At 61.0% G+C, this 23,067-nt stretch carries 26 protein-coding genes and 1 pseudogene; 17 read left to right on the top strand and 10 right to left on the bottom strand.

Annotated features, from left to right (window positions below; translation table 11 throughout):
* Positions 1-440 precede the first annotated feature (440 nt).
* The gene (gene rhtA / locus K5E37_RS27220) at positions 441-1,328 is read left to right on the top strand and encodes a threonine/homoserine exporter RhtA (RefSeq protein WP_007955853.1); all 888 of its coding nucleotides are present in this window, start codon (positions 441-443) and stop codon (positions 1,326-1,328) included.
* A 168-nt stretch (positions 1,329-1,496) separates the two neighbouring features.
* Entirely contained in the window at positions 1,497-1,778 is a 282-nt protein-coding gene (locus K5E37_RS27215; protein ID WP_085607043.1) for a hypothetical protein, read from the top strand.
* A 10-nt stretch (positions 1,779-1,788) separates the two neighbouring features.
* Here the strand turns inward: K5E37_RS27215 and K5E37_RS27210 are convergent, their stop codons facing one another.
* The gene (locus K5E37_RS27210; RefSeq protein WP_007955849.1) at positions 1,789-2,358 is read right to left on the bottom strand and encodes a TetR/AcrR family transcriptional regulator; all 570 of its coding nucleotides are present in this window, start codon (positions 2,356-2,358) and stop codon (positions 1,789-1,791) included.
* Between the two features lie 91 nt (positions 2,359-2,449).
* Between K5E37_RS27210 and K5E37_RS27205 the strand changes: the two genes are divergently transcribed.
* Together K5E37_RS27205 and K5E37_RS27200 are read left to right on the top strand one after the other, a co-directional pair.
* Positions 2,450-3,178, top strand: a complete 729-nt coding sequence (locus tag K5E37_RS27205) for an SDR family oxidoreductase (protein WP_221535640.1) — start codon at positions 2,450-2,452, stop codon at positions 3,176-3,178.
* A gap of 33 nt (positions 3,179-3,211) precedes the next feature.
* Entirely contained in the window at positions 3,212-3,802 is a 591-nt protein-coding gene (locus tag K5E37_RS27200; RefSeq protein ID WP_085607047.1) for a 2-hydroxychromene-2-carboxylate isomerase, read from the top strand.
* Here the strand turns inward: K5E37_RS27200 and K5E37_RS27195 are convergent.
* On the bottom strand, positions 3,799-4,797 hold the full coding sequence (locus tag K5E37_RS27195) for a zinc-dependent alcohol dehydrogenase family protein (protein WP_221535639.1): 999 nt from the start codon (positions 4,795-4,797) through the stop codon (positions 3,799-3,801). The genes K5E37_RS27200 and K5E37_RS27195 overlap by 4 nt on opposite strands.
* Positions 4,798-4,909: 112 nt before the next feature.
* Between K5E37_RS27195 and K5E37_RS27190 the strand changes: the two genes are divergently transcribed.
* Positions 4,910-5,818, top strand: a complete 909-nt coding sequence (locus K5E37_RS27190) for a LysR family transcriptional regulator (RefSeq protein ID WP_221535638.1) — start codon at positions 4,910-4,912, stop codon at positions 5,816-5,818.
* Here K5E37_RS27190 and K5E37_RS27185 read toward each other — a convergent pair.
* The 4 genes from K5E37_RS27185 to K5E37_RS27170 form a co-directional block, all read right to left on the bottom strand.
* Positions 5,811-7,619 (bottom strand): aminopeptidase P family protein, encoded by a 1,809-nt coding sequence (locus tag K5E37_RS27185; protein ID WP_221535637.1) that lies wholly within the window; start codon positions 7,617-7,619, stop codon positions 5,811-5,813. The genes K5E37_RS27190 and K5E37_RS27185 overlap by 8 nt on opposite strands.
* A 57-nt stretch (positions 7,620-7,676) precedes the next feature.
* Positions 7,677-8,843, bottom strand: coding sequence for an aminotransferase class V-fold PLP-dependent enzyme (locus K5E37_RS27180; protein WP_221535636.1), 1,167 nt, complete (start codon positions 8,841-8,843; stop codon positions 7,677-7,679).
* Between the two features lie 206 nt (positions 8,844-9,049).
* Positions 9,050-9,664, bottom strand: coding sequence for a LysE family translocator (locus tag K5E37_RS27175; RefSeq protein ID WP_221535635.1), 615 nt, complete (start codon positions 9,662-9,664; stop codon positions 9,050-9,052).
* A 101-nt stretch (positions 9,665-9,765) separates the two neighbouring features.
* Positions 9,766-10,035 carry a hypothetical protein gene (locus tag K5E37_RS27170; protein WP_221535634.1) on the bottom strand — a complete coding sequence of 90 codons (270 nt, stop codon included), beginning with the start codon at positions 10,033-10,035 and terminating at the stop codon, positions 9,766-9,768.
* Positions 10,036-10,424: 389 nt separating this feature from the next.
* Between K5E37_RS27170 and msuE the strand changes: the two genes are divergently transcribed.
* From msuE to K5E37_RS27150, 4 genes are read left to right on the top strand one after another with little or no spacing between them, the layout of a single operon-like run.
* Positions 10,425-10,988, top strand: a complete 564-nt coding sequence (gene msuE / locus K5E37_RS27165) for an FMN reductase (protein WP_007955830.1) — start codon at positions 10,425-10,427, stop codon at positions 10,986-10,988.
* Positions 10,989-10,998: 10 nt separating this feature from the next.
* Positions 10,999-12,144: an FMNH2-dependent alkanesulfonate monooxygenase gene (ssuD, locus tag K5E37_RS27160; protein WP_007955828.1), complete on the top strand. Its 1,146-nt coding sequence runs from the start codon at positions 10,999-11,001 to the stop codon at positions 12,142-12,144.
* A 10-nt stretch (positions 12,145-12,154) separates the two neighbouring features.
* Positions 12,155-13,342: an acyl-CoA dehydrogenase family protein gene (locus tag K5E37_RS27155; protein ID WP_007955826.1), complete on the top strand. Its 1,188-nt coding sequence runs from the start codon at positions 12,155-12,157 to the stop codon at positions 13,340-13,342.
* A gap of 23 nt (positions 13,343-13,365) precedes the next feature.
* Positions 13,366-14,469 (top strand): sigma-54-dependent Fis family transcriptional regulator, encoded by a 1,104-nt coding sequence (locus K5E37_RS27150; RefSeq protein WP_221535633.1) that lies wholly within the window; start codon positions 13,366-13,368, stop codon positions 14,467-14,469.
* Here K5E37_RS27150 and K5E37_RS27145 read toward each other — a convergent pair.
* A complete protein-coding gene (locus tag K5E37_RS27145; protein ID WP_007955823.1) occupies positions 14,466-14,831 on the bottom strand; it encodes an antibiotic biosynthesis monooxygenase in 366 nt (121 codons plus the stop codon). The genes K5E37_RS27150 and K5E37_RS27145 overlap by 4 nt on opposite strands.
* A gap of 90 nt (positions 14,832-14,921) precedes the next feature.
* Between K5E37_RS27145 and soxR the strand changes: the two genes are divergently transcribed.
* Entirely contained in the window at positions 14,922-15,380 is a 459-nt protein-coding gene (gene soxR, locus K5E37_RS27140) for a redox-sensitive transcriptional activator SoxR (protein WP_221535632.1), read from the top strand.
* A 36-nt stretch (positions 15,381-15,416) separates the two neighbouring features.
* On the opposite strand, the gene K5E37_RS27135 is transcribed toward soxR, so the two are convergent.
* The 3 genes from K5E37_RS27135 to K5E37_RS27125 form a co-directional block, all read right to left on the bottom strand.
* Entirely contained in the window at positions 15,417-16,187 is a 771-nt protein-coding gene (locus K5E37_RS27135; protein WP_039770347.1) for a MetQ/NlpA family ABC transporter substrate-binding protein, read from the bottom strand.
* 74 nt (positions 16,188-16,261) lie between these two features.
* Positions 16,262-16,927 carry a methionine ABC transporter permease gene (locus tag K5E37_RS27130; protein ID WP_007955819.1) on the bottom strand — a complete coding sequence of 222 codons (666 nt, stop codon included), beginning with the start codon at positions 16,925-16,927 and terminating at the stop codon, positions 16,262-16,264.
* A 2-nt stretch (positions 16,928-16,929) separates the two neighbouring features.
* Positions 16,930-18,144: an SfnB family sulfur acquisition oxidoreductase gene (locus tag K5E37_RS27125; RefSeq protein WP_221535631.1), complete on the bottom strand. Its 1,215-nt coding sequence runs from the start codon at positions 18,142-18,144 to the stop codon at positions 16,930-16,932.
* A 284-nt stretch (positions 18,145-18,428) separates the two neighbouring features.
* Here K5E37_RS27125 and K5E37_RS27120 point away from each other — a divergent pair, with 284 nt between their 5' ends.
* The 7 genes and pseudogenes from K5E37_RS27120 to K5E37_RS27090 all read left to right on the top strand — a co-directional run.
* Complete coding sequence (locus K5E37_RS27120; RefSeq protein ID WP_127799097.1) at positions 18,429-18,887, top strand: VOC family protein; 459 nt, start codon at positions 18,429-18,431, stop codon at positions 18,885-18,887.
* 141 nt (positions 18,888-19,028) lie between these two features.
* Complete coding sequence (locus K5E37_RS27115) at positions 19,029-19,904, top strand: alpha/beta fold hydrolase (protein ID WP_221535630.1); 876 nt, start codon at positions 19,029-19,031, stop codon at positions 19,902-19,904.
* A 253-nt stretch (positions 19,905-20,157) separates the two neighbouring features.
* Positions 20,158-21,357: a PepSY domain-containing protein gene (locus K5E37_RS27110; RefSeq protein ID WP_085607070.1), complete on the top strand. Its 1,200-nt coding sequence runs from the start codon at positions 20,158-20,160 to the stop codon at positions 21,355-21,357.
* Positions 21,354-21,896 carry a thiamine pyrophosphate-binding protein gene (locus K5E37_RS27105; protein WP_085607072.1) on the top strand — a complete coding sequence of 181 codons (543 nt, stop codon included), beginning with the start codon at positions 21,354-21,356 and terminating at the stop codon, positions 21,894-21,896. The genes K5E37_RS27110 and K5E37_RS27105 overlap by 4 nt, the downstream gene beginning before the upstream one ends.
* A complete protein-coding gene (locus K5E37_RS27100) occupies positions 21,893-22,234 on the top strand; it encodes a hypothetical protein (RefSeq protein ID WP_007955813.1) in 342 nt (113 codons plus the stop codon). The genes K5E37_RS27105 and K5E37_RS27100 overlap by 4 nt, the downstream gene beginning before the upstream one ends.
* Positions 22,231-22,806 carry a DUF6162 family protein gene (locus tag K5E37_RS27095; RefSeq protein ID WP_085607074.1) on the top strand — a complete coding sequence of 192 codons (576 nt, stop codon included), beginning with the start codon at positions 22,231-22,233 and terminating at the stop codon, positions 22,804-22,806. The genes K5E37_RS27100 and K5E37_RS27095 overlap by 4 nt, the downstream gene beginning before the upstream one ends.
* Before the next feature lie 35 nt (positions 22,807-22,841).
* A pseudogene (locus tag K5E37_RS27090) lies at positions 22,842-23,067 on the top strand (ABC transporter substrate-binding protein); the annotation flags it as partial.

Here is a 23,067-nt window from a genome sequence, read left to right as displayed (position 1 = left end):
CTGTCAAGTGATTATTTTCAGAAGTTTTCGAAGATTTCTTCAACAACTTCAACCACTTGCGCTTCCGATCTCTCGTTAGCGGGAGGCGAATTCTACAGCGTTACACGCTGCTGTCAACACCTCTTTTCTCCGCTTTCGACTGAGAAGATCGAACCGTTGAAAGCACCGAACAAACCGGCATTTCCAACTCCTTCCAGGCTTCGATGAACTGAAGCGACCCGCTCTCGAAACCTACTTAACTCATTGAATCTCAAGGAGTTTTCCGTTTCGATTGCGCCGGAAGTGGGGCGAATTATAGAGACTCAGAATCTGCCGTCAACCCTTAATTTGCGTTTCTATCAAGAGAGGGAAAAAGGCCGCTTCTATATAGACGCGAACGCAGCGAGTGCGCACTATATTGCCCAACACACCTCAGTTCCTTCCCCGGATGATGCCACGCAATGAACGACCAGCCTCGCAGCCTTGCCTCAACCCTGTTCCCGGTTGGCCTTCTATTAATAGCCATGGCATCAATCCAGTCCGGCGCCTCGCTGGCTAAAAGCATGTTCCCCATCGTTGGCGCTCAAGGCACTACCACCCTGCGCCTGATCTTCGCCAGCGTGATCATGCTGTTATTGCTAAAACCCTGGAGAGCGAAGCTGACAGCCAAATCGCTGCGTACAGTGATTGTCTACGGGATGGCGCTAGGAGGGATGAACTTCCTCTTCTATATGTCGTTGCGCACTGTCCCCCTCGGCATCGCCGTCGCCCTGGAGTTCACCGGGCCGCTGGCAGTCGCCATCTATGCCTCACGCCGCGCAATCGACTTTCTATGGATTGCCTTGGCTGCCATCGGCTTGTTGCTGTTGATACCAACCGGCGCTACGACAGCGGGTATCGATCTGGTGGGTGCAGGTTATGCACTGGGAGCCGGCGTTTGCTGGGCGCTATACATTCTGTTCGGCCAGAAGGCCGGCGCCGATAACGGCGTGACCACCGCGGCGCTTGGCGTGATGATCGCAGCCCTGTTCGTCGCCCCCATCGGTATCGTCCACGCAGGCAGCGCATTGCTGACTCCGGCACTGATCCCGATCGCTATCGGCGTCGCAATCCTGTCTACCGCCCTCCCCTACACACTGGAAATGGTCGCCCTCACCCGCATGCCCGCCCGCACCTTCGGCACCCTGATGAGCATCGAACCGGCCTTCGGCGCACTGTCGGGCCTGCTATTCCTTCAGGAATACCTTTCTTTGTCACAATGGATGGCGATCCTGTGCATTATTCTGGCCTCCGTCGGTGCAACCATGACCATGGGCAGCACTGCCAAACCCGCCATCGCGGCGGATTGAAAGGGGATTGAACGAAGGTCTGGCATTTGGCGCTCATTTAGGCCATGTTTAGCCTCGCAACCCAATGCCAGACATGGATTTTTTCGGATACGGACATCGGAACGCGTCAAGCGAGAGCGCATACAGGCAGACCCGAGCGCCAGACTCGAGGCCGCCATAAGGACGGTAATGAAACGAATTTTGATACTGATCGCCATACTCGCCGTTGCGGGCTGCGCGGCGACGTCGAAGACCCAGGTCAAGCATGGCAAGAAAGGGCTGCACATCAACTGTTCGGGGTTGTCCTCCTCTTGGGACAAGTGCTACGCCAGCGCTGCAAACTCTTGCGCACCGAAGGGCTACAAGGTCATCGCAAAGTCAGGCGATGCCGTGGAAGAACCGGGTGATTACCCCTTCGGTCTCAACCCCGCCGGCTATACCAGCCGCAGCATGATCGTCATCTGCAAATAAACCATCGCCGCTACTGCACTCGCGAAGCGGCGAGCTGGTGTCCGATCTCTTCATGACAGGAGTTCAGCACCCGCTGCTGAATCTTCGGTGACGCCAGCATACGTGCCACGACCAGCGCTCCGACACATTGCGACAGAATCGCCCAAGCCAGGCTGTCGCTTTCCAGAATCTGCGCCCAACTTTCCTGAAGCTTGCAAATCCACAGCTCGGCCTGCTCCCTCACAACAATATCCGACCGCGCTATCTCGGCGCCCAGCGCAGGTAATGCGCAGCCCAGTTCGGGTTGCTCGACATGGGCCATGTTCAGATACAGTTTCAGGCACCGCTCCAGCCGTTCGCGATCCTGCGTACCCTGCCCGCCCAAGCGCTCCAGACTCTGGCACAACTCTCGCTCGACGATAGCCGCAAACAAGGCGTCCTTGGACGAGAAATGGCTGTAGAACGCCGCCCCGCTCAAGCCGATTGCCTTCATCAGGCCATCGACGCCCATTGATGAAAACCCGGTCTTTTTCGCAGACAGCGAGCTGCTTTGCAGGAGCTTTTCTTTGGTTTCCAGCTTGTGACCGGCGGAGTACCGCATGTATTTGTCCTCACATTGAGTGCCTTGACGCTGAGCAAATCCTAGCATAACGTTCGTTCACTTAACGATCGTTTACTAAAGGGATCTACCCATGAATAACAAGAAGGTCGTATTGGTTGTCGGTGCAGGTGATGCCACGGGCGGCGCCATCGCCAAGCGGTTCGCCAAGGAAGGTTTCGTCGCGTGCGTCACGCGCCGCAGTGCCGAAAAATTGCAGCCGTTGGTGGAAGCGATTCAGGCGGACGGCGGTGAAGCCCACGGTTTTGCCTGCGACGCGCGCAAGGAAGAAGACGTGGTAGCACTGATCGAAGATATCGAAACCCGCCTGGGCCCGATTGAAGCATTCGTTTTCAACATCGGCGCCAACGTGCCCTGCAGCATCCTCGAAGAAACCGCACGCAAGTATTTCAAGATCTGGGAAATGGCCTGTTTTTCCGGATTCCTCAATGCCCGGGAAGTCGCCAAACGGATGGTGATCCGTAGCCGCGGCACGATCCTGTTCACCGGTGCCACTGCTGGATTGCGCGGTGCCTCAGGCTTTGCCGCATTCGCCGGGGCCAAGCACGGTATCCGGGCTCTGGCACAGAGCATGGCCAGAGAGCTTGGCCCGATGAACATTCATGTCGCCCACGTTGTGGTCGACGGCGCCATCGATACCGATTTCATCCGCGACAACTTCCCTGACAAATACGCCACCAAGGACCAAGACGGCATTCTCAATCCAGAACACATCGCCGAGAACTACTGGTATCTGCATAGCCAGCCACGGGATGCCTGGACGTTCGAACTGGATCTGCGTCCGTGGAACGAGCGCTGGTAATCCCCCCAATAACAAAAACAGAGTGCAGCGAACATGAGCAAAACCGTGGAGTTCTATTTCGATCTCGGCAGCCCCGCCACTTATCTGGCGTACACCCAACTGCCGAAAATCTGCGCCGAAAACGGTAGCCAGTTGATCTACATTCCGATGTTGCTGGGCGGCGTCTTCAAAGCCACCGGTAACGCGTCGCCGGCAATGATCCCGGCCAAGGGTCGCTACATGTTTCAGGACCTGGACCGCTACGCCAAACGCTACGGCATGCCCCTTAAATTCAACCCGCATTTCCCGATCAATACCCTGATGTTGATGCGCGCGGTCACCGGCATTCAACTGCGTCATCCTGATCGCTTCCTGGCATTCATCGATTGCCTGTTCAAAGCGCTGTGGGTTGAAGGCCGCCCCCTCGATGAGCCGGCAGCGGTTGCCGCCGTGCTGACTGAACATGGCTTCAATCCTGAAGAAGTACTGGCATTGACCAACGATGAAGCAGTCAAGGCCGCACTAAAGGACAACACCGAAATCGCCGTGAAGCGTGGCGTCTTCGGTGCGCCGAGCATGTTCATCGACAACCAGTTGTTCTTCGGTCAGGACCGGCTCGACTTTGTAGTGGAAGCCCTTCGCTAAATCTCCACCACCAGACGCCCCTGAGCTGCTTTCGTCGCCAGCAGCTCATGGGCTTCCCCGGCGGTTTCCAGCGTGAACCGACGCGGATCAAGCAGAGGTCGCAGCTGACCGGACTCAATCAGCGCGGCAGCCTGTCGCAAAATCTCGCCATGATGCTCACAGCCCCTGCCGGTCAATAACGGCAACAAGGTGAACACGCCCGAATACGTCGCCCCACGAAACGACAACGGCGCAAGACTGTGCTGCCCCCAACCGAGGCAACTGAGCACATGCCCGCTGTAGGTCCGTGCGGCTTTGAACGAGGCGTCCAGCGTCTCTCCCCCGACCGTGTCATAAACAATGTCGAACCCCTCTCCCGCCGTGAACTCGGCGACATAGTCCTCCACCGAGCTCTCTCGATAATCGATGAACGTCGCGCCGTAACCCTCAATGATCGAGCGTTGTCCCGCAGACCCTGTTGCATACACTTCAGCACCGAATGCTCGGGCCAGTTGAACGGCCACATGCCCGACACCACCCGCACCACCGTGAATCAACACCTTCTGCCCCGCACTCACCCGAGCCCGATCCACCAGGCCTTCCCACGCCGTGATCAATATCAATGGCAGGCTCGCGGCCTCGCGCCGGCTCAGGTTCAAAGGCTTACGCGCCAGCAGTCGCGCGTCCACCACTGCAAACTCGGCCAGCGAACCTTGCGCGCCACCAATCCCCGTGGCCAACGCATACACCTCATCGCCCGGCGCCCAATCCTGCACGCCCTCACCCACCGCTTCGATCACACCCGCCAGATCCAACCCCAACACCGCTGGCAACGGTTGCCGGGCATGGGCGGCCTGCCCTGCTCGGATTTTCAGATCCAGCGGATTCACACCGCTGGCCTTGATCCGCACCAATACCTGCCCGGCCTCTGCCACGGGGCGCTCCAGGGAAACCAAGCGTAACGGCCCGTTCGGGGTGTCCACTATCAGGGCTTTCATGTTCAGTGAGTCAGTCATTTCGGTCATTCCTGCGGGAGAAAGTGAAGCCATGTTCCCGCAGCAGCTCCATGCCGATAAGACGCCAAATGACTATAGTGATCATGCCAAATCGGCATGAATGAGGTGCTTCATGGACAAGCTCAACGCAATGACCATCTTCGTCCGGGTGGTCGAACGCGGCAGTTTCTCCGCCGTTGCCCGGGAACTGCACACCACCCAGCCGACCATCAGCAAAGTCCTGCGCGCTCTTGAGAGTCAATTGGGCGGCAAGCTGATTGCCCGCAGTACACGCAAGCTGTCACTGACCGATGAAGGTCAGCGGTACTACAACGAATGTCGAAATATCCTCGCTGCCGTGGATGCCGCCGAGCACAGCTTCCAGTCCGGCAGGGAAACCGTGGCCGGTCCTCTGCGAATCGGCTCCTCCGTCAGCTTCGGCCGCTTGCAGATCGCTTCGCGACTGGCGGAATTTCTGCAGCGCTATCCGCAGGTGCAGGTCGACCTGCAACTGAGCGATCAGAATCTGGATCTGGTCAGCGAAGGCCTGGACGTCAGCCTGCGCATCGGCGAGTTGAACGACAGCGGCATGATCGCCCGGCGCATTGGCACCACCCACCGGCTCACGGTGGCGACGCCCGATTACCTGCAACGGCACGGTCACCCACAATCACCTCAGGATCTTGCGCAGCACAACTGCCTGCAATTCAACCTGCTCAGCACTCAGAATCTGTGGACCTACGAGAAGGATGGCCAACACCACGACGTACGCATCCAGGGCAACGCCCAGAGCAACAACTCCGAAGCGATCCGCGAAATGGTCTTGGGAGGATTGGGGATTTCGCTGTCACCGGTCTGGTTGTTCAGCGAGGATTTGAAGGCGGGCCGAGTGATCGCCCTGCTGCAGGACTACCAGACCCGATCATTGCCGATTCACGCTGTGTCCCCGGCGAACCGTCGCCAGTCCGCCAGGGTCAACGCGTTTGTCGATTTCATGACCCAGGCGCTGGCTGCAGCGCCCGAGCTTCAACCGATCAGATAGCGGCAGTACGCGTGTTCAGCCATTCCAGTGCCGCGCCTTCAAGCAGCGGACTCAGGCGCTCGCGCACTTCGGCGTGATAGGCGTTGAACCACTGTTTCTCTTCCTGCGTCAGCAACGACGGTTCCAGGCAGCGGGTGTCGATCGGGCACAGGGTCAGGGTTTCGAACTTGAGGAACTCACCGAATTCGCTGCTTCCCGCTTCAACGTTCATCGCCAGGTTCTCGATCCGCACACCCCAGCGGCCCGGACGATAAGTGCCCGGTTCGATGGAAGTGATCATCCCCGGTTGCATGGCGGTTTGTGGTGCCGGCGCCGCCTGATAGGCGATCACCTGCGGACCTTCGTGAACGTTGAGGAAGTAACCCACGCCGTGACCGGTGCCGTGACCATAGTCCACGTTCTCGGCCCAGATCGGCGCGCGGGCAATCGCATCCAGCAACGGCGACAGAATGCCTTTCGGGAATCGCGCACGGGACAAGGCAATCACGCCTTTCAGCACACGAGTGCAATCGCGCTTCTGCTCTTCGGTTGGCGTACCAACAGCCACCATGCGCGTGATGTCGGTAGTGCCGCCCAGGTATTGACCACCGGAATCGATCAGCAACAAGCCATCACCCTCGATCACCGCGTGTTCTTCCGGTGTGGCGTGGTAATGCGGCATCGCGCCGTTGGCGTTGTACGCGGCAATGGTGTTGAAACTCAGCGACACATAATCCGGACGACGCTCACGGGCCGCCGTGAGTTTTTCGTCGATGGTCAGTTCGGTAATGCGCTCACGACCCCAAGCCGATTCCAGCCAGGTGAAAAACTCGCACAGCGCCGCGCCATCCTGCTCCATCGCCTGACGAATGTGTGCGGCGTCCGCCAGGCTCTTCTGCGACTTGGCCAGTGTGGTCGGGTTCAGGCCTTCGACCAGTTTCACGCCAGTGTCGAGGTTATCCAACAGACCACTGGTGACCCGCGCCGGATCCACCAGCAGGTTCGCGCCACTCGGGATCGCACGCAAGGCGTCGGCGACTTCGCTGTAGTCACGCAGGGTCACGCCGTCCTTTTCCAGCACGACACGCAGCTCAGCATCGACCTTGCTCAAGGCCACAAACAGCGTGGCTTGCTGCTGGCTGATCAGGGCGAAGGAAACGAACACCGGGTTGAACGACACATCGCCGCCGCGCAGGTTGAACAGCCAGGCGATGTCGTCGAGGGTGGCGATGAAATGCCAATCGGCGCCGCGTTCCTGCAGGGTTTCGCGCAGTTTGCCGAGTTTCTCGCCACGGCTGACAGTCGCCTGCGGTGGCAGGTGCTGATAGATCGGCGCATTCGGCAACGCCGGGCGATCGCTCCAGACTTCTTTCAACACGTCGATGTCGGTCCGCAGACTGGCGCCCCGAGCTTCGAGCTTGCTGCCCAGCGTACGTGCCGACGCAACCGCCATCACCGCGCCGTCAACCGCGACCACGCCACCTTCCGGCGTCTGCTCGGCCAGCCAGTCCAGCGGGCTCGGCTGACCCGGTTGCAGTTTCACCAGTTCGATGCCGCTGCCCTTGAGTTCCTTGGTCGCCTGTTCCCAGTAACGGCTGTCGGCCCAGACCCCGGCGAAATCGGTGGTGACAATCAACGTGCCGACCGAGCCATGAAAACCCGACAGCCAATGCCGGCCCTGCCAGTAACCCGGCAGGTATTCCGACAGGTGCGGGTCGGCGGACGGCACCAGCAACGCGTGGATACCTTCGCGACGCATCAGTTCACGGGTGTGCGCGAGGCGCTGGGGAACCGTTCCTTCGGTCAAAGTCTGGGTACTCATCATGTCTCCTGCCAATCACTTCATCGTTATTGTTCGGTGCCGTTCGAAGCCGGCTCGTTAAAGCCCTGTCGCCCAGAATGCCGGAGCACTGGCGCAGGCGGTCTTGATCAGTTCTACAGCCTTGTCGATGTCCTCGGCGGTGGTGAAACGGCCGAGGCTCAGGCGAATGGTACGGCCGGCCAGGTGCGCGTCATGCCCTAATGCCAGCAAGACGTGGGACGGCGCGTTGCTGGCGGAATTGCAGGCCGAGGTCGCGGAAAACGCGATCGAATGGCTCAGCGCTGCCGGGTTGAACTCGCCTTCGCTGAAGGTCAGGCTCAAGGTGTGCGGGATACGTTGGGTGCTGCTGCCATTGAGGCGCACGCCAGGCAGGCTCAAGAGTTGTTCGAGCAGACGCTCGCGCAGCGCGACGATGGTTTTCTTCTCGTCATCGAAAGCTTCGGCGGCCAAGGCAAATGCCGAGCCCATGGCAGCGATCTGGTGAGTCGCCAGCGTTCCGGAACGCAACCCGCCCTCGTGGCCACCACCGTGAATCTGCGCCTGCAAACGCTGCTGCGCATGCGGGCCGACGTACAGCGCGCCGATGCCTTTAGGGCCGTAAAGCTTGTGCGCCGAGAACGACATCAGGTCCACCGGCCACTGCGCCAGATCGATCGCGACCTTGCCGGCGCCCTGGGCAGCATCGACATGGAACAACGCCCCACGCCCACGCACCACTTCGCCGATGGCCGGGATGTCGTTGACGGTGCCGAGTTCGTTGTTGACCAGCATCAGCGACACCAGAAAGGTGTCATCGCGCATCGCTTCGCTGACCGCTTGCGGGGTGATCAGGCCTTCGGCATCCGGCACCAGATAAGTCACGGCGACACCCGCGTCCTGCAATTGCCGGGCGGTGTCGAGGATGGCCTTGTGTTCGATCTGACTGGTGATGATGTGCCCGCCGGACACACCACGGGCCTGAGCCACACCTTTAAGGGCGAGGTTGTTGGATTCTGTAGCGCCGGAGGTCCAGACGATCTGCTGCGCCTGGGCGCCGACCAGTTCGGCGACTTGTCGGCGAGCGTTCTCGACCGTTTGCCGGGCCTGCTGGCCGAAAGCGTGGGAGCTGGAGGCCGGGTTGCCGAAGTTACCGTTGAAACCCAGACACTCGATCATCACCTGGATGACCCGCTCGTCCACCGGGGTGGTGGCGGCGTAATCGAAATACAGCGGACGTGTGTTCATAAAAAGACTCGCAGAGCGTGTTCCGGGATCAGGAAGCTCGTGTCTACAAACGGCACGACGCAGCCTTGTGAGCTGCGTCCGGGTTCGAGAGCGTCATCAATACCTGATCGGATGCCGTTAAAGAAGAACAACTTCATTTAAAAGTGCGTAGGAACGCTCCTGAACGCGACTTTAACAGGCATCGGGCCGGCGGTTGTAGCGCTGCGTCAGCTAAAGCTTTCAAGGAGTAACGGATACAGCGAGATCACCAGCAGCGCTGCCATGCCCCAGTTGAACAACCGCAACCAGCGGCGATCCTTGAGCACGTTGCGCAGCAAGGTCCCGCAAGCCGCCCAGACGCCGACGCTCGGCAGGTTGATGATGGCAAACACCGCCGCAATCACGATCACGTTGGTGAAATAACCCTGCATCGGCGTGTACGTGCTGATGGCACCGATGGCCATGATCCACGCCTTTGGATTGACCCACTGGAAAGCCGCCGCGCCGAGATAGCTGATCGGTTTCGCCTCGCCCTGCTCGCTATCACCGACCGGGCCGGAGTGAGCGATCTTCCAAGCCAGATAGAGCAAGTACGCCGCGCCGACGTAACGCAGGACCGTATAAAGCAGCGGATAAGTCTGGAACACCGCGCCCAGGCCAAAACCCACCGCCACCACCAGCACGAAGAAACCGCAGGTAATACCGAGCATATGGGGAATGGTGCGGTTAAAGCCGAAGTTCACCCCCGATGCCAGCAACATGGTGTTGTTCGGCCCCGGTGTGATCGAGGTGACAAGGGCAAACAGGGCAAAGCCCAGCAGCAGGTCGAGCGAGAGGGTCATAGAAGGCAGTCCGTCAGGGTCATTCAGGTGTTGACCCTATCCCACGGCGCCGCGCAAACCCACGGACAGTTGGGTAAAACTTCGAGCAGTACAGTTACGTATCAGCTAGGACGACCATGCAGCTGTACGGCCCGCTCGGCGCTCATTTCACCCTTGCTGTCGAAACCGAAAGTCTTCTGCGGCTGGCCAAGCAGTTGGGCTTTCTTCGCGTGGTATTCCTCGAACGACAAGCCGCTGCGGTTCAAGGTTTCCAGCGCCAGTTCGCGGGTTTCTTCCGCCGTGTAAGGGCGCAGTTCCGGGGAAACGTGGCTCGCGCAACCAGCGAGAACGGAGAGAGAGAGCATCAGGGAAACAGTCAGTAAACGATTCATGGGAGCGTCCTGGCGAGCAGTGTGGGTCGATGGAGAAAAGGTACGCCCGGGCACGCTTTGGCAGAAATCAACGCTCTCAATAGTGGCTATCAGAATTCGGGAAGGATTCGTCCTGCATATTCTCAAAAGACCTATCAATATCAATTAACAGTCTTTTACGGAATAACAGTCAGCCTTTATAAATCCTTCATCGCGTTCGGCACTGTTGCTCCAGCAACTGTTTCCCAGGCAACAGCGGTTCAACAAACCGGCTTGAAAGTCACACTAGCACAGCCGCCGACAACGCTCAAAGCCCCGGAATACGGGCCTTACAGGAATTGGTACAGCGCTTGCTCTGCTCCAGTGACTACTCACTGCTCGCCGAGCAACTGTTGAAAAAGGAACTGACCATGTCGCGTCCACTGAAAGTCGTCGCCCTGTCCGGCGGAACCTGGCGTCCGTCTCGCACCCTGGTGCTGACCCAGGCCTTGCTGGCCGAATTGTCCGGGCACCTGCCGGTCGAGAGTCACCTCATCGAACTCGGTGACATCGCCCGCCCGCTGGGCGCCGCACTGTCCCGTCAGGAACTGCCGGCCGAGATCGAAGCCGAACTGCAGGCCATCGAACAGGCTGATCTGCTGATCGTCGCCGCGCCGGTCTATCGCGGCTCCTATCCGGGACTGCTCAAGCATTTGTTCGACCTGATCGACCTGAATGCGCTGATCGACACGCCTGTGCTGCTCGCCGCCACTGGTGGCAGCGAACGCCACGCGTTGGTCCTCGATCACCAGTTGCGCCCACTGTTCAGTTTCTTCCAAGCCGTGACCCTGCCGATCGGCGTGTACGCCACCGAAGCCGATTTCGCCGACTACCAGATCACCAGCGAACCGCTCAAGGCGCGCATCCGCCTGGCCGCCGAACGCGCCGCGCCACTGTTCGGCACTCACATCAAACCGTTGCTGAAAATCGCTTAAGGAGCAGTTCATGGATGTTTTCTGGTTCCTGCCGACCCACGGCGACGGTCACTATCTGGGCACCACCCAAGGCGCGCGCCCGGTCACCCTCAATTACCTGAAACAGGTGGCGCAAGCCGCCGACAGCCTCGGTTACCACGGCGTGCTGATTCCCACCGGCCGTTCCTGCGAGGATTCGTGGGTGATCGCCTCGGCGCTGGTGCCGCTGACCGAACGCCTGCGTTATCTGGTGGCGATCCGTCCGGGGATCATCTCGCCGACCGTCTCGGCGCGCATGGCCGCGACCCTTGATCGACTGTCCAATGGCCGCCTATTGATCAACGTCGTGACCGGCGGTGATCCCGACGAAAACCGTGGCGACGGCAGTTTCCTCAGCCACAGCGAGCGCTACGAGGTCACCGACGAATTCCTCAAGATCTGGCGTCGCGTGTTGCAAGGCGAGGCGGTGGATTTCGAAGGCAAACACCTGAAGGTGCAGAACGCCAAAGCCCTGTATCCACCGGTGCAGAAACCCTATCCGCCGCTGTACTTCGGCGGTTCCTCCGACGCGGCCCACGATCTGGCCGCCGAGCAGGTCGACGTGTACCTGACCTGGGGCGAACCACCGGCCGCCGTCGCCGAAAAACTCGCCGATGTGCGCGAACGCGCCGCCCGTCACGGACGCAAGGTGAAGTTCGGCATTCGCCTGCACGTGATCGTGCGCGAGACCGCCGAAGAAGCCTGGAAAGCCGCCGACAAACTGATCGAACACATCAGCGACGAAACCATCGAGGCCGCGCAGAAATCCTTTTCGCGCTTCGATTCCGAAGGCCAGCGACGCATGGCCGCCCTGCACGACGGGCGCCGCGACAACCTGGAAATCGCCCCCAACCTGTGGGCCGGCGTCGGTCTGGTGCGCGGCGGTGCCGGCACTGCATTGGTCGGCGATCCGCAGCAAGTGGCGGCGCGAATCAAGGAGTACGCGGATCTGGGCATCGAGAGCTTCATCTTCTCCGGTTATCCGCATCTGGAAGAGGCCTACCGCTTTGCCGAGCTGGTGTTCCCGCTGCTGCCCGAGCCGTACGCGAGCCTGGCTGGACGCGGTGTCACCAACCTCACCGGGCCGTTCGGCGAAATGATCGCCAACGATGTTCTGCCCGCCAAAGCCAACGCCTGAGGAAGACCGAGTGACTGCCAAACCGCAAAGCACCCTGCTCTCCCCGTTGCAGACCGCCCGCCAACTGGCCGCCGAATTTGCCCTGACCGCCGTCGAGCGCGACGAGCGTGGCGGCACACCAAAAGCCGAACGCGACGCCCTGCGCGACAGCGGTCTGCTGGCCCTGAGCATTCCCACCCGTTACGGCGGCCTCGGCGCGCGCTGGAGCGAAACCCTGGAAGTCGTGCGCGAATTCGCCAAGGTCGACAGCTCGATCGCCCACGTCTTCGGTTTTCATCATTTAATGCTCGCCACCGTCCGGTTGTTTTCCCGCCCGGAACAATGGCAACCGTGGTTCGAACAGACCGCGCGGCAGAACTGGTTCTGGGGCAACGCGCTCAATCCGCTGGACACCCGCACCGTGGTCAAGGATCTGGGTGGCTGGCGCGAGTTTTCCGGCAAGAAGAGCTTCTGCTCCGGCGCCAGCGATTCACAGATGCTGATTGCCTCGGCGGTGGACGAAAGCAACGGCGGAAAACTGCTGATCGCGGCGATCCCCAGCGGCCGCAGCGGCATCACCCTGCACAACGACTGGAACAACATCGGCCAGCGCCAGACCGACAGCGGCAGCGCCACGTTCGAACGGGTGCGGGTCGAAGAATCGGAACTGTTGCTGGATCCGGGCCCGTTGAGCACACCGTTCGCCTGTTTGCGCCCGTTGATTGCACAACTGACGTTCACCCACATGTTTCTCGGCATCGCCGAAGGGGCGTTCGAAGAGGCGCGGCAATACACCCTGAGTGAAACCCGCGTCTGGCACAAATCCTCGGTGCGCGAGGTGCGTGAAGATCCTTATGTGCTGGCGCATTACGGCGAGTTCTGGGTCGCCCTCGAAGGCATCCGGTTGTTGGTGGAACGCGCCGCTGCGTTGCTCGACGAGGCCTGGGCCAAAGGCCCTAACCTCAGCGCCGAAGAACGCGGTCACCTCGCCACGGCGATTGCCACCGCCAAGGTCGCCGCCAGTCGTCAGGGCCTGGAGATTTGCAGCCGATTGTTCGAAGTCACCGGCGCCCGTTCGACCCACGCGTCGCTGCGTCTCGACCGACACTGGCGCAACCTGCGCACGCAAACCTTGCACGACCCGCTGGATTACAAACTCCACGAGCTGGGCGACTGGGCGCTGAACCAGTCCCTGCCGGTGCCGACGTTCTATTCCTGATTTCCTTTCGTGGAGCGAGACCCATGCAACTGCTGACCCTGCCGCCCTCACCCGCCCTGGCCACTTCGATTCGCGCCACTGCCCAGGTGTTCGAAGACCCGAAATCCCAGGCCCTGCTCGCGCATCTGCAACAGGTCGCGCCGAGCGAAGCCAGCGTGCTGATCATCGGCGAAACCGGCACCGGCAAAGAGTTGGTAGCGCGGCACATCCACAACCTGAGCAACCGGCGCAACCGGCCGTTCATTGCGGTGAACTGCGGGGCGTTTTCCGAATCGCTGGTGGAAGCCGAACTGTTCGGCCACGAAAAAGGCGCCTTCACCGGCGCCCTCAGCGCCAAGGCCGGATGGTTTGAAGAGGCGGATGGCGGCACCTTGTTCCTTGATGAAATCGGCGATCTGCCGATGTCCATTCAGGTCAAATTGCTGCGGGTGTTGCAGGAGCGTGAAGTGGTGCGCCTGGGTTCGCGCAAGAGCATTCCCATCGATGTGCGAGTGCTGGCGGCGACCAACGTGCAACTGGAGAAAGCCATCAACGCCGGGCATTTCCGCGAGGATCTGTATTACCGGCTGAACGTGGTCAATCTGGAGCTGAGCCCGTTGCGCGATCGGCCCGGCGACATCCTGCCGCTGACCCGGCATTTCATCGAGGCCTACAGTCAGCGCCTGGGCTACGGACGCATCACCATCAGCCCCGGCGCCGAGCACAAGCTGCGCGGCTACAGTTGGCCGGGCAACATCCGCGAACTGGAAAACGTCATCCATCACACGCTGTTGATCTGCCGTAACGGCGTGATCGAACGCGACGATCTGCGCCTGTCGAACCTGCGCATCGACCGTCCGGACGATCAGCACGCGACCGCCGACGACTCACCGGAAGCGCTGCTGGAACGCGCCTTCCAGAAACTCTTCGAGCAACAGGCCGGCGCCCTGCATGAAAAAGTCGAAGACGCGTTGCTGCGCGCGGCTTATCGCTTCTGCCATTACAACCAGGTGCACACTGCGTCCCTGCTCGGCCTGAGCCGCAACGTCACCCGCACGCGGCTGATCAAGATCGGCGAACTGGCGGTGAACAAGCGGCGACCCACGGAAAACCTGCAAGGCGAGCGCTTGATCCAGCTGTCGATCTAGCCAACCAGTTGGCAGTGCAAGCCGTCGTCATGACTGCGGGCGATGCTGCTCAGCACCTGGAATGAACCGAAGGTCACGGTGCGCGCCTGATGGGTGCGGATCAGTTGCCAGAAATCCTGCTCGCCGGTTTCGAAACTCTGGAACGCCGCCTCCCCCGCCTCGCGGGACTGCCATTGCAGAAAGCTCAACACTCGCCGGCCATCGTCGCTGGCCTGGACGCTGGCGCTGACGAAACCGGCGTAACGCTGGGCCAGACGTTCAGTCTGCACCGCCAGCGCCGAGACCAGCGCCGGTTGCTGGCCGGGTTCGATTTCAAATTCGATCAATTGGGTAAAGCTGCGGTTTTTCGCTGGTGCTTGCATGACATCCCCACTCTGTCAGACGAATCTTGCGATTCGAAGGCCTGCAGGGTAAAACCTCGAGTTAACTAGAGGTCAAGGGGCAATTTGCAAATGGTCACTGCGGAAAATGTGCACAAGCAATTGACCGTCGGCGAAGTCGCGGCCCGCAGCGGTGTGGCGGTCACCGCCCTGCACTTTTATGAATCCAAAGGGTTGATCAAGAGCCAGCGCAATGCCGGCAACCAGCGGCGTTATCCACGGGAAGTACTGCGGCGGGTGGCGCTGATCAAGGTGGCGCAACGCCTGGGCATTCCGCTGGCAGAAATCGGCGAGGCGTTGAAACAGCTACCGGACAACCGCGCACCAACGGCGGCGGACTGGAAAGTGTTGTCGGAGCAGTGGCGGCGGGAGCTGGACGAGCGGATCAATCAGTTGATGCTGCTGCGGGATCGACTGACCGGTTGCATCGGCTGCGGATGCCTGTCGATGGAAGCCTGCCCGCTGCGCAATCAGGGCGATGTGCTGGGCGAGCAAGGGCCGGGGGCGCACTTTCTCGACGCACCCAAGTGAGGGTTCCCATGCCATGGGAACCCCCAATTCGATCCATCAGAAGCCCGGCGCAATCTGCCCTTTGTAGCGGGTCAGAATGAACTGACGCACTTCATCGGAATTCAACGCCTTGGCCAGTTTCTGCAGGCCCGGGTCGTTGATGTTGTCGGGACGTGCGACCAGAAACTCGATGTATAGACTCTTGCCCTTCTCGACGATCAGCGCGCTGTTGGTGTCGATCCCGGCTTCCAGCGCGTAGTTGGCGAACACGAACGCCAGGTCCACCTGACTCACCGAACGAGCCAGCAACGCGCCCTCCAGTTCACGGATTTTCAGGTGCTTGGGGTTTTCGACGATGTCGCGCTGGGTGGCCAGGGTGTTGCTCGGATCCTTGAGCTTGATCAGCCCCGCCTCGTGCAACAGCACCAAGGCGCGACCGGTGTTCACCGGGTCGTTGGGGATCGACACGCTGGCGCCGTCCTTCAGCTCCGAGATGTTCTTGATCTTGGTCGAGTAAGCACCGAACGGTTCGATGTGCACGCCGACCACCGGCACCAGATCGGTATGGCGAGTCTTGTTGAAATCATCGAGAAACGGCCGGTACTGGTAATAGTTGGCGTCGAGGTTTTTCAGCGCCAGTTGCTGGTTGGGCTGGATGAAGTCGGTGAAGACCTTGATGTCCAGATCCACGCCTTCCTTGGCCAGGGTCGGTTTGACGAACTCGAGGATTTCCGCGTGCGGCACCGGGGTGGCACCGACGATCAGTTTTTCGTTGGCATGGGCGCCGAACGACAGTACGGCAGCCAGTACGGCCAGGGTCTTTTTCATGCTGTGCTCCAAGGCAGATTTGAGTGGCCGTCGTGGGGTGAACGTGGGGCCTTTTATGGGTTGAAACTGTTTTGTCAGCGTCGGCTGTAGTGCGCCACCAGACGGTCGCCGGTCATTTGCAGGGCCTGCACCAGAATCAGCAGCAACACCACGGTGACCACCATCACGTCAGTCTGAAAGCGCTGATAGCCGTAGCGGATCGCCAGATCACCGAGCCCGCCGCCACCAATCACGCCGGCCATCGCCGTGTAATCCACCAGCACGATGGCGGTGACCGTGACTGCCGCCAGCAACCCGCCGCGGGCTTCCGGCAACAGGGTGTGGCGGATGATCTGCCAGGTGTTGGCGCCCATCGCCTGGGTCGCCTCGACCACGCCGCGATCGACTTCGCGCAACGCGGTTTCCACCAGCCGCGCAAAGAATGGTGTGCAACCGACCACCAATGGCGGAATGGTCCCGGGCACGCCCAGCGAGGTGCCCACCAGCAACGTAGTCAGCGGAATCAGCACGATCAGCAAAATGATGAACGGCAGCGAACGCAGCATGTTCACGATCACCGACAGCACCCGGTACAGGCCAACCGTTTCATGCAACTGGCGCTTGCCGGTGAGGAACAGCAGCAACCCCAGCGGCAAGCCCAGCAACACCGTGAACAGCAGCGCCGCGCCGAGCATGCTCAGGGTGTCGAGACAGGCCTGAGCGATGTCGGCCCAGTAAATGTGCTTGAACCATTCGGCCATGATCAGGACCAGTCGTGGCGCGGTGGTTTGACCCCGTTGAGCAGCCAGTTGCCGACCACGTGGTATTTCCAGCGCACTGGGTCATGCAGGGTATGGACCCGAGCGTTGCGCCAGTGGCGGTCGAAGTTGTGCTTCTTCAGGGTCGAGCGGGTACCGCCGAGTTCGAACAGCTTGTTGCTGGCCTCGATGGCGATTTCGGTGGTCAGCACTTTGGCCTTGGCCACGGCCAGGGACGCCAGCGCGACGTTGTCTTCATCCGGTGCCGGACGTGCAGCGTCGAGCGCCCAACCCGCGCGTTCGAGCAAGGCTTCGGCGGCTTCCAGGCGGATTTCCAGCGCGCCGATCTGAATGATCGTCAGCGGATCTTCACTGGCCTTTTCCACACCCGCATCGATCCACGGTCGGGCGAACTGGCGGACAAATTCCACGGTATCGCGCAAGGCTGCCCGGGCGATGCCGGCGTCGATGGCGGCGGTGGTCAACTGTGCGAACGGCCCGGCCAGGGTCGGGTTCTCGTAGGAACGGTACGTCGGAAACAGATTGAATGGTGCCACCTGTAAATCTTGCGCCAGCACCGTGCCGCTGGACGTGGTGCGCTGGCCGATGCTGTCCCAATCATCAACGATCACCAGCCCTTTCGTGCCACGTTCGACGAAGGCCAACTGGCCCTTCTGTTCTTCATCCAGCGCCAGCACCGCCAGCCAGTGGGCGTAGAGCGAACCGGTGCAGTAGCCCTTGCGACCGTTGATCACGAAACCGGCGCCATAACGGCGGAGGGTCGCCTGAATGTCCTGCACATTCTTGCCGCCGGTTTCCGACAGCGCGTTGGCGAAACGATGACCTTGCAGCGCCAGCTCAAAGAAATGCGCCTGCTGCGCCGGGGTGCCTTGCAGGCGGATGTCTTCGAGCAGGCAGTAATGGTTTTGCGGGATCTGCCCGAGCGACGGATCGGCGGCGGAAATGATCGCAATCACCTGCGCTAGCACCGCACAGGACACCTGCGCGCCGCCGTATTCCTTCGGCACGGTGATGCCCCACAGGCCACTGTTGGAATACAGATCGACGATCTCGGCGGGCACTTCGCGGTTGCGGTCACGCTCGGCGGCGTGTTCCTGCAAGACGGCGGCGACCTGCGCGGCCACGCGCAAGGCTTCAACGTCGTCGGCGATCCGGTGGGCGGCCGGCGGGTTGATCGGATAAACGGCAGATTCAGACATGGATGACTCTCGGTATCGGTGTTGTACCGGGTCATTGCAGCTTCTGTGCCTGACCGACAGGCCTTGTCTTTCGGGGGTTACAGCGGATTTTCAGGGTATCTGACGATGAAAAACCCGCGCATTCTGTTGCTTCACTGTCGATGGCTGAACAGTGCGGTGGCTGCTCGTCGGGTAGTCGTTCAGGGCGATGGTACGGATCTATAGTTGAGCGACCGGCAACCCCGGCGAAGGCACACCTTCAACCTCTAATAAAAACCAGGCAACAAATAACAGGGAGTACCGCCATGAGCGTCAAACCCATTCCCGAGGGGTATCACAGCATTACCCCGTACCTCGGCATTCACAAAGCTGCCGAAGCCATCGACTTCTATAAGAAGGCGTTCGGTGCCACCGAAGTCATGCGCCTGAGCATGCCCGACGGCGGCATCGGCCACGCCGAACTGCGCATCGGTGACAGCGCGATCATGCTCGGCTCGCCGTGCGATCAAGGGCCGTTGAGCAATCCGGACACAGCGGTGTCGGTCGGTCTGCATCTGTACGTGACCGATGTCGACAAATCCTTTCAGCGTGCGCTGGAGGCCGGGGCGACAGCCGTGTCCGAGGTCAAGGATCAGTTCTACGGCGACCGCAGCGGGACATTGAAAGATCCGTACGGGCATCTGTGGTTCCTCGCCACGCGCAAGGAGGACCTGACCCAGGCACAGATCGAGCAGCGGGCGAAAGAGATGTTCCAGCAGGGTTAACAGCGCCGGGTGTCCACTCCCGTGCAGCGCGCGGGGATGGGCGAACACGATTCATGAACCGTCGAACCACGCTTCACGTCTTGTCATGAACGCCCGGCGATTTCAGGATGCAGGCCACTCGCCTGAATAAAGGATCACCCGATGTTTGCCGGATTCGTCAAAGACCAGCGCCACGTCAACGGTGTGGACATCAGCTACCGCCTCAAAGGCAGCGGCCCGGGCCTGCTGCTGTTACACGGGCACCCGCAGACCCACGTCATCTGGCACAAGATCGCCGAGCAACTGGCGGAGCACTTCACGGTAGTCGCCGCCGACCTGCGCGGTTATGGCGACAGCAGCCGACCGCCGGCGGATGAGGCTCACCTCAATTATTCCAAGCGCGAGATGGCCCGCGACGGCGTGCAATTGATGAAAGCGTTGGGTTTCGAGCAGTTCTCGATCCTTGCCCATGACCGTGGCGCGCGGGTCGCCCATCGTCTGGCCCTTGATCATCCCGCCGTCGTGCAGCGCATGGTCCTGCTCGACATCGCGCCGACGCTGGTGATGTACAGCCAGACCAATGAAGCCTTCGCCCGGGCCTACTGGCACTGGTTCTTCCTGATCCGCCCGGCGCCGTTGCCGGAAACCCTGATCGAAGCCGATCCCGAAGGTTATCTGCGCAGCGTCATGGGCAGTCGCAGCGCCGGGCTCGCGCCTTTCACCGACGAGGCACTCAGCGAATACCGGCGTTGCCTGGAACGTCCCGGCAGTGCTCGGGGGATCTGCGAGGATTACCGCGCCAGTGCTGGCATCGACCTGGAACATGATCGCGCCGATCTCGCGGCCGGTCGTCACCTGAACCTGCCGCTGCTGGTGCTGTGGGGCGCCGAGGGCACGGTCGGTCGCTGCTTCGATCCGCTCAAGGAATGGCAACAGGTTGCCACCGACGTACGGGGCGAGGCTTTGCCTGCCGGGCATTACCTCGCCGAAGAAGTCCCTGAACTGTTGCTGGCCGAAGCACTCGACTTTCTCCGCTGATTCCCCTCCTTCAATCCGACGGCATGTTCCGTCGGACTGCTTCGCCTTCCTCGCAGAAATCCGCCCCTGCGACAGCAACATGCAATCGCGAAACATTTACTTTCATATCGTTTATCGGGATTTGCTTCGGTCATCCGTCTTATAGAGATGCGGGCTGGTCGCGTAGGCAAAAGCCACGACCGGCCTTTCAGGGGAACCCCGTGCTGCGAAGCCCGTAGTACCGCCCCCTCACTCTGAATCAAGACTTGTCATCATGTCGAAGAAATCCCGCTCGAAACTGTGGTTCCTGGTACACAGCTGGCTGGCGTTGCCGATCTGGTTTTTCGTGCTGATCGTCTGCGTCACCGGCACCCTGGCGGTGGTCAGCCAGGAAATCGTCTGGCTGGCCAACCCGCAAATGCGTGCCAGCGCGCCGTCGGACGATGCGCCGCTGCTCAGCTACGACCAGATCATCGCGGCCATCAAGAAAGCCGAGCCGCAAACGGTCGTGCAAGAGATCGACCGCCCCGATGAATCGCACTTTGCCCTCGATGTCCGCGTGAGCTACCCCGACGGGCGCTCGCTGACGGTCTACGTCAACCCGTACACGGGCGTCATTCAGGGCGAAGCCCCGGCGTTCAATTTCAAAGGTTTCACCCGCGCCCTGCATGGCTGGTGGCTGGTGCCCTTCACCAACGGCTACAGCTGGGGCTGGTACCTGGTGTCGATCCTCGGCCTGCCCATGCTCGCCTCGCTGGTGACCGGGCTGGTGGTGTACAAGCGTTTCTGGAAAGGCTTTTTCAGCCCGACCTTGCGATTTCGCCACGGCGCGCGGATTTTCTGGGGCGATTTCCACCGCCTCAGCGGCATCTGGTCGATCTGGTTCATTGCGGTGATTTCGATTACCGGCACCTGGTTCCTGATTCAGGCGCTGCTGGCCGACAACCACATTTCCATCTCGAGCGAACCGGTGATTCCGGCCATGTCCCGTGAGAGCGTGCCCCTCTCGGCGGACGGTTCGCCGGCCCCGCAGATCAGCCTCGATCGCGCGATCGAGATCGCCCAGCAGAAAATCCCCGGGCTGGAAACCAGCTATGTCAGCCTGCCGGGCAACGCCTACAGCCACCTCGATATCGGGGGGCGCGGCTGGTATCCGTTGATGTATCAGCGCGCGACGATCAATCCGTACAACGGCGAAATCGCTGCCTCGCGCCTGCTGTCCGACCGGACTTCGCTGGAGTTCGTCACCGAATCCATGCGGCCGTTGCACACCGGTGACTTCGGCGGGTTGTGGATCAAGTTGATCTGGTTCTTCTTCGGGCTGTTGCTGAGCATGATGGTGCTCAGCGGACTGCTGATCTGGACCAAACGCACCGCATTGGCCACCGCCAACGCCCTCAAGCGCGAGCACAAGAAGCAACGCGTCAAGGCGCAACCGGCCCTGAACCGTGAACCGTCGGAGGTCAACCCGTGAGCCAGTCCAACGTTGCAAACCGTCCTTCACGCCTGAGCCTGTTCTGGCACAAGTGGCGCTTCCACATCAACGTGTTGCTGCTGTTGATCCCGCTGGGCTTCATGCCCCGGTACTTTGCGGACCAGTCTCTGTTTCGCGGCGACACTGGCCTGGGCGAACGCGAAGTCGGAGAAGTCCAGGTCGGCCCCTGGAGCCTGCGCATGGCCGAATTCCGTGACGAGGCGCCCCGCCCCGCCGGGCCTGCCGGCCACATGAAAAGCTTCAATGTCGCGTTGTGTGATGCCTGCATCGATCAGGTCAAGGCCACCTACCTGCGCATCGGCAAACCGCGAAGCCTGCGCGCCGCCGGGGTGATCTTCTTCGGCACGCCGTATCGCATGGGCACCCAGTTGCCGATTCCGGAAAAGACCCGAACCGACGCCGAACTGTGGATCACCATGGAAGGCTGGGACGGCAGCATGCATCAGGCCTCGATCCCCCTGAGCCAGGCCTCCCCCGCCACCATCGCCTGGCTGAACAAACAAGGAGCCAAACCATGACTCTCGCCCGACGCTTTTCCCGCCTGCGCCTGAGCAGCCTGATGCTGGTGCTGTGTGCCGGTTTCAGCGCCAGCGCCCTGGCCCACAACCCGATGTGCGAGTGCAAGGCCATCGACGCCGAGCAGATCAAATGCACCGGCGGCTTCTCCGACGGCAGCGGCGCACCGGGGGTGACCCTCGATGTGATCGGCTACGACGAAACCATCCTGGTGCCGGGCAAGCTCGGCGCCGATTCGACCCTGACGTTCAAGAAACCCGGCGCCGAGTTCTACGTGCTGTTCGACGCAGGTCCCGGTCACGTGGTCGAAATCGACCAAGCGGATATCGAAGCCCCATGACCACGCCGACTACCCAGGTTGTACGCCCGGCCGGTGCCGGGCACGAAACCCTCAATGTGCTGTTGATGTGCCTGTTGATCCTCGCGGTCGCCGGTTCCGTGGTGGCGTGGCGCGGGGTGTCCCACGAACCCGAACCGGTTTCCAGCCATCAGCTCGATGCCCGTCGCGACCTCGGCGCCAGCGAGCAAGGCATCTACGCCGACCTGCGAGTAACCCTCGACGAAATCCACCTGCTGCGCGAAGAACAGCAAAAGCTGCCAACCCCGCAGAACCTGGCGGATGAAGGTTTCGCGCCGTTCGCCCAGGACGCCAGTTCCGTGAGTCGTGGTGGTCATGCCTGGCAGTTGCTGGCCGACCGCGCCTACTTCGGCCACAGCCAGGCACCGGCCGTGGCCGGTTCGTTTCTGATGCGCCTGAACGCAGCCGATGACGCCGCGCCGGACATCTGGCTCAACCGCGCCACCGACCTGCAAGCGCCGGCAGACCTGTCCGACGCAGCGCTGTCCGCCGCCGGCTGGAAACAGATCGTCGCGCAATTCGATGCCGGGGTGACCCGCGAACATCGTCATTGAACCCTCGCCTTCATTCGAGAGAAGACCGCTTGCCCATGCCTAGTTCATCTCAACGCCGTCCTTTCCTGCGCCTGCTGCTGATCGGCCTGTGCGCCTGCCTGCTGAGCCCGCTGGCCAGCGCCGATCAGGCCAAACGCCTGCGCATCGGCATTACCCTGCATCCGTATTACAGTTATGTGGCGAACATCGTCGGCGACAAGGCCGAGGTCGTGCCGCTGATTCCCGCCGGCTTCAACCCGCACGCCTACGAGCCGCGCGCCG

It is taken from the genome of Pseudomonas sp. RIT778 (assembly GCF_019718735.1).
In the GTDB taxonomy this organism is placed as follows: Bacteria; Pseudomonadota; Gammaproteobacteria; order Pseudomonadales; family Pseudomonadaceae; genus Aquipseudomonas; species Aquipseudomonas aphyarum.
The sequence above is the reverse complement of the archived record's forward strand: the minus strand, read 5'-3'. Positions and strand labels throughout refer to the sequence as shown.

What these genes read in the sequence shown, in the direction of transcription:
- K5E37_RS27145 (WP_007955823.1), bottom strand. Translation starts at nt 14,831, where the DNA reads ATGCAAGCACCAGCGAAAAACCGCAGCTTTACCCAATTGATCGAATTT.
- K5E37_RS27150 (WP_221535633.1), top strand. Translation starts at nt 13,366, where the DNA reads ATGCAACTGCTGACCCTGCCGCCCTCACCCGCCCTGGCCACTTCGATT.
- K5E37_RS27195 (WP_221535639.1), bottom strand. Translation starts at nt 4,797, where the DNA reads ATGACTGACTCACTGAACATGAAAGCCCTGATAGTGGACACCCCGAAC.
- rhtA (WP_007955853.1), top strand. Translation starts at nt 441, where the DNA reads ATGAACGACCAGCCTCGCAGCCTTGCCTCAACCCTGTTCCCGGTTGGC.
- K5E37_RS27200 (WP_085607047.1), top strand. Translation starts at nt 3,212, where the DNA reads ATGAGCAAAACCGTGGAGTTCTATTTCGATCTCGGCAGCCCCGCCACT.
- K5E37_RS27120 (WP_127799097.1), top strand. Translation starts at nt 18,429, where the DNA reads ATGAGCGTCAAACCCATTCCCGAGGGGTATCACAGCATTACCCCGTAC.
- K5E37_RS27170 (WP_221535634.1), bottom strand. Translation starts at nt 10,035, where the DNA reads ATGAATCGTTTACTGACTGTTTCCCTGATGCTCTCTCTCTCCGTTCTC.
- K5E37_RS27135 (WP_039770347.1), bottom strand. Translation starts at nt 16,187, where the DNA reads ATGAAAAAGACCCTGGCCGTACTGGCTGCCGTACTGTCGTTCGGCGCC.
- K5E37_RS27095 (WP_085607074.1), top strand. Translation starts at nt 22,231, where the DNA reads ATGACCACGCCGACTACCCAGGTTGTACGCCCGGCCGGTGCCGGGCAC.
- K5E37_RS27115 (WP_221535630.1), top strand. Translation starts at nt 19,029, where the DNA reads ATGTTTGCCGGATTCGTCAAAGACCAGCGCCACGTCAACGGTGTGGAC.
- ssuD (WP_007955828.1), top strand. Translation starts at nt 10,999, where the DNA reads ATGGATGTTTTCTGGTTCCTGCCGACCCACGGCGACGGTCACTATCTG.
- K5E37_RS27100 (WP_007955813.1), top strand. Translation starts at nt 21,893, where the DNA reads ATGACTCTCGCCCGACGCTTTTCCCGCCTGCGCCTGAGCAGCCTGATG.
- K5E37_RS27125 (WP_221535631.1), bottom strand. Translation starts at nt 18,144, where the DNA reads ATGTCTGAATCTGCCGTTTATCCGATCAACCCGCCGGCCGCCCACCGG.
- soxR (WP_221535632.1), top strand. Translation starts at nt 14,922, where the DNA reads ATGGTCACTGCGGAAAATGTGCACAAGCAATTGACCGTCGGCGAAGTC.
- K5E37_RS27110 (WP_085607070.1), top strand. Translation starts at nt 20,158, where the DNA reads ATGTCGAAGAAATCCCGCTCGAAACTGTGGTTCCTGGTACACAGCTGG.
- K5E37_RS27210 (WP_007955849.1), bottom strand. Translation starts at nt 2,358, where the DNA reads ATGCGGTACTCCGCCGGTCACAAGCTGGAAACCAAAGAAAAGCTCCTG.
- K5E37_RS27130 (WP_007955819.1), bottom strand. Translation starts at nt 16,927, where the DNA reads ATGGCCGAATGGTTCAAGCACATTTACTGGGCCGACATCGCTCAGGCC.
- K5E37_RS27180 (WP_221535636.1), bottom strand. Translation starts at nt 8,843, where the DNA reads ATGAACACACGTCCGCTGTATTTCGATTACGCCGCCACCACCCCGGTG.
- K5E37_RS27205 (WP_221535640.1), top strand. Translation starts at nt 2,450, where the DNA reads ATGAATAACAAGAAGGTCGTATTGGTTGTCGGTGCAGGTGATGCCACG.
- K5E37_RS27175 (WP_221535635.1), bottom strand. Translation starts at nt 9,664, where the DNA reads ATGACCCTCTCGCTCGACCTGCTGCTGGGCTTTGCCCTGTTTGCCCTT.
- msuE (WP_007955830.1), top strand. Translation starts at nt 10,425, where the DNA reads ATGTCGCGTCCACTGAAAGTCGTCGCCCTGTCCGGCGGAACCTGGCGT.
- K5E37_RS27190 (WP_221535638.1), top strand. Translation starts at nt 4,910, where the DNA reads ATGGACAAGCTCAACGCAATGACCATCTTCGTCCGGGTGGTCGAACGC.
- K5E37_RS27185 (WP_221535637.1), bottom strand. Translation starts at nt 7,619, where the DNA reads ATGAGTACCCAGACTTTGACCGAAGGAACGGTTCCCCAGCGCCTCGCG.
- K5E37_RS27215 (WP_085607043.1), top strand. Translation starts at nt 1,497, where the DNA reads ATGAAACGAATTTTGATACTGATCGCCATACTCGCCGTTGCGGGCTGC.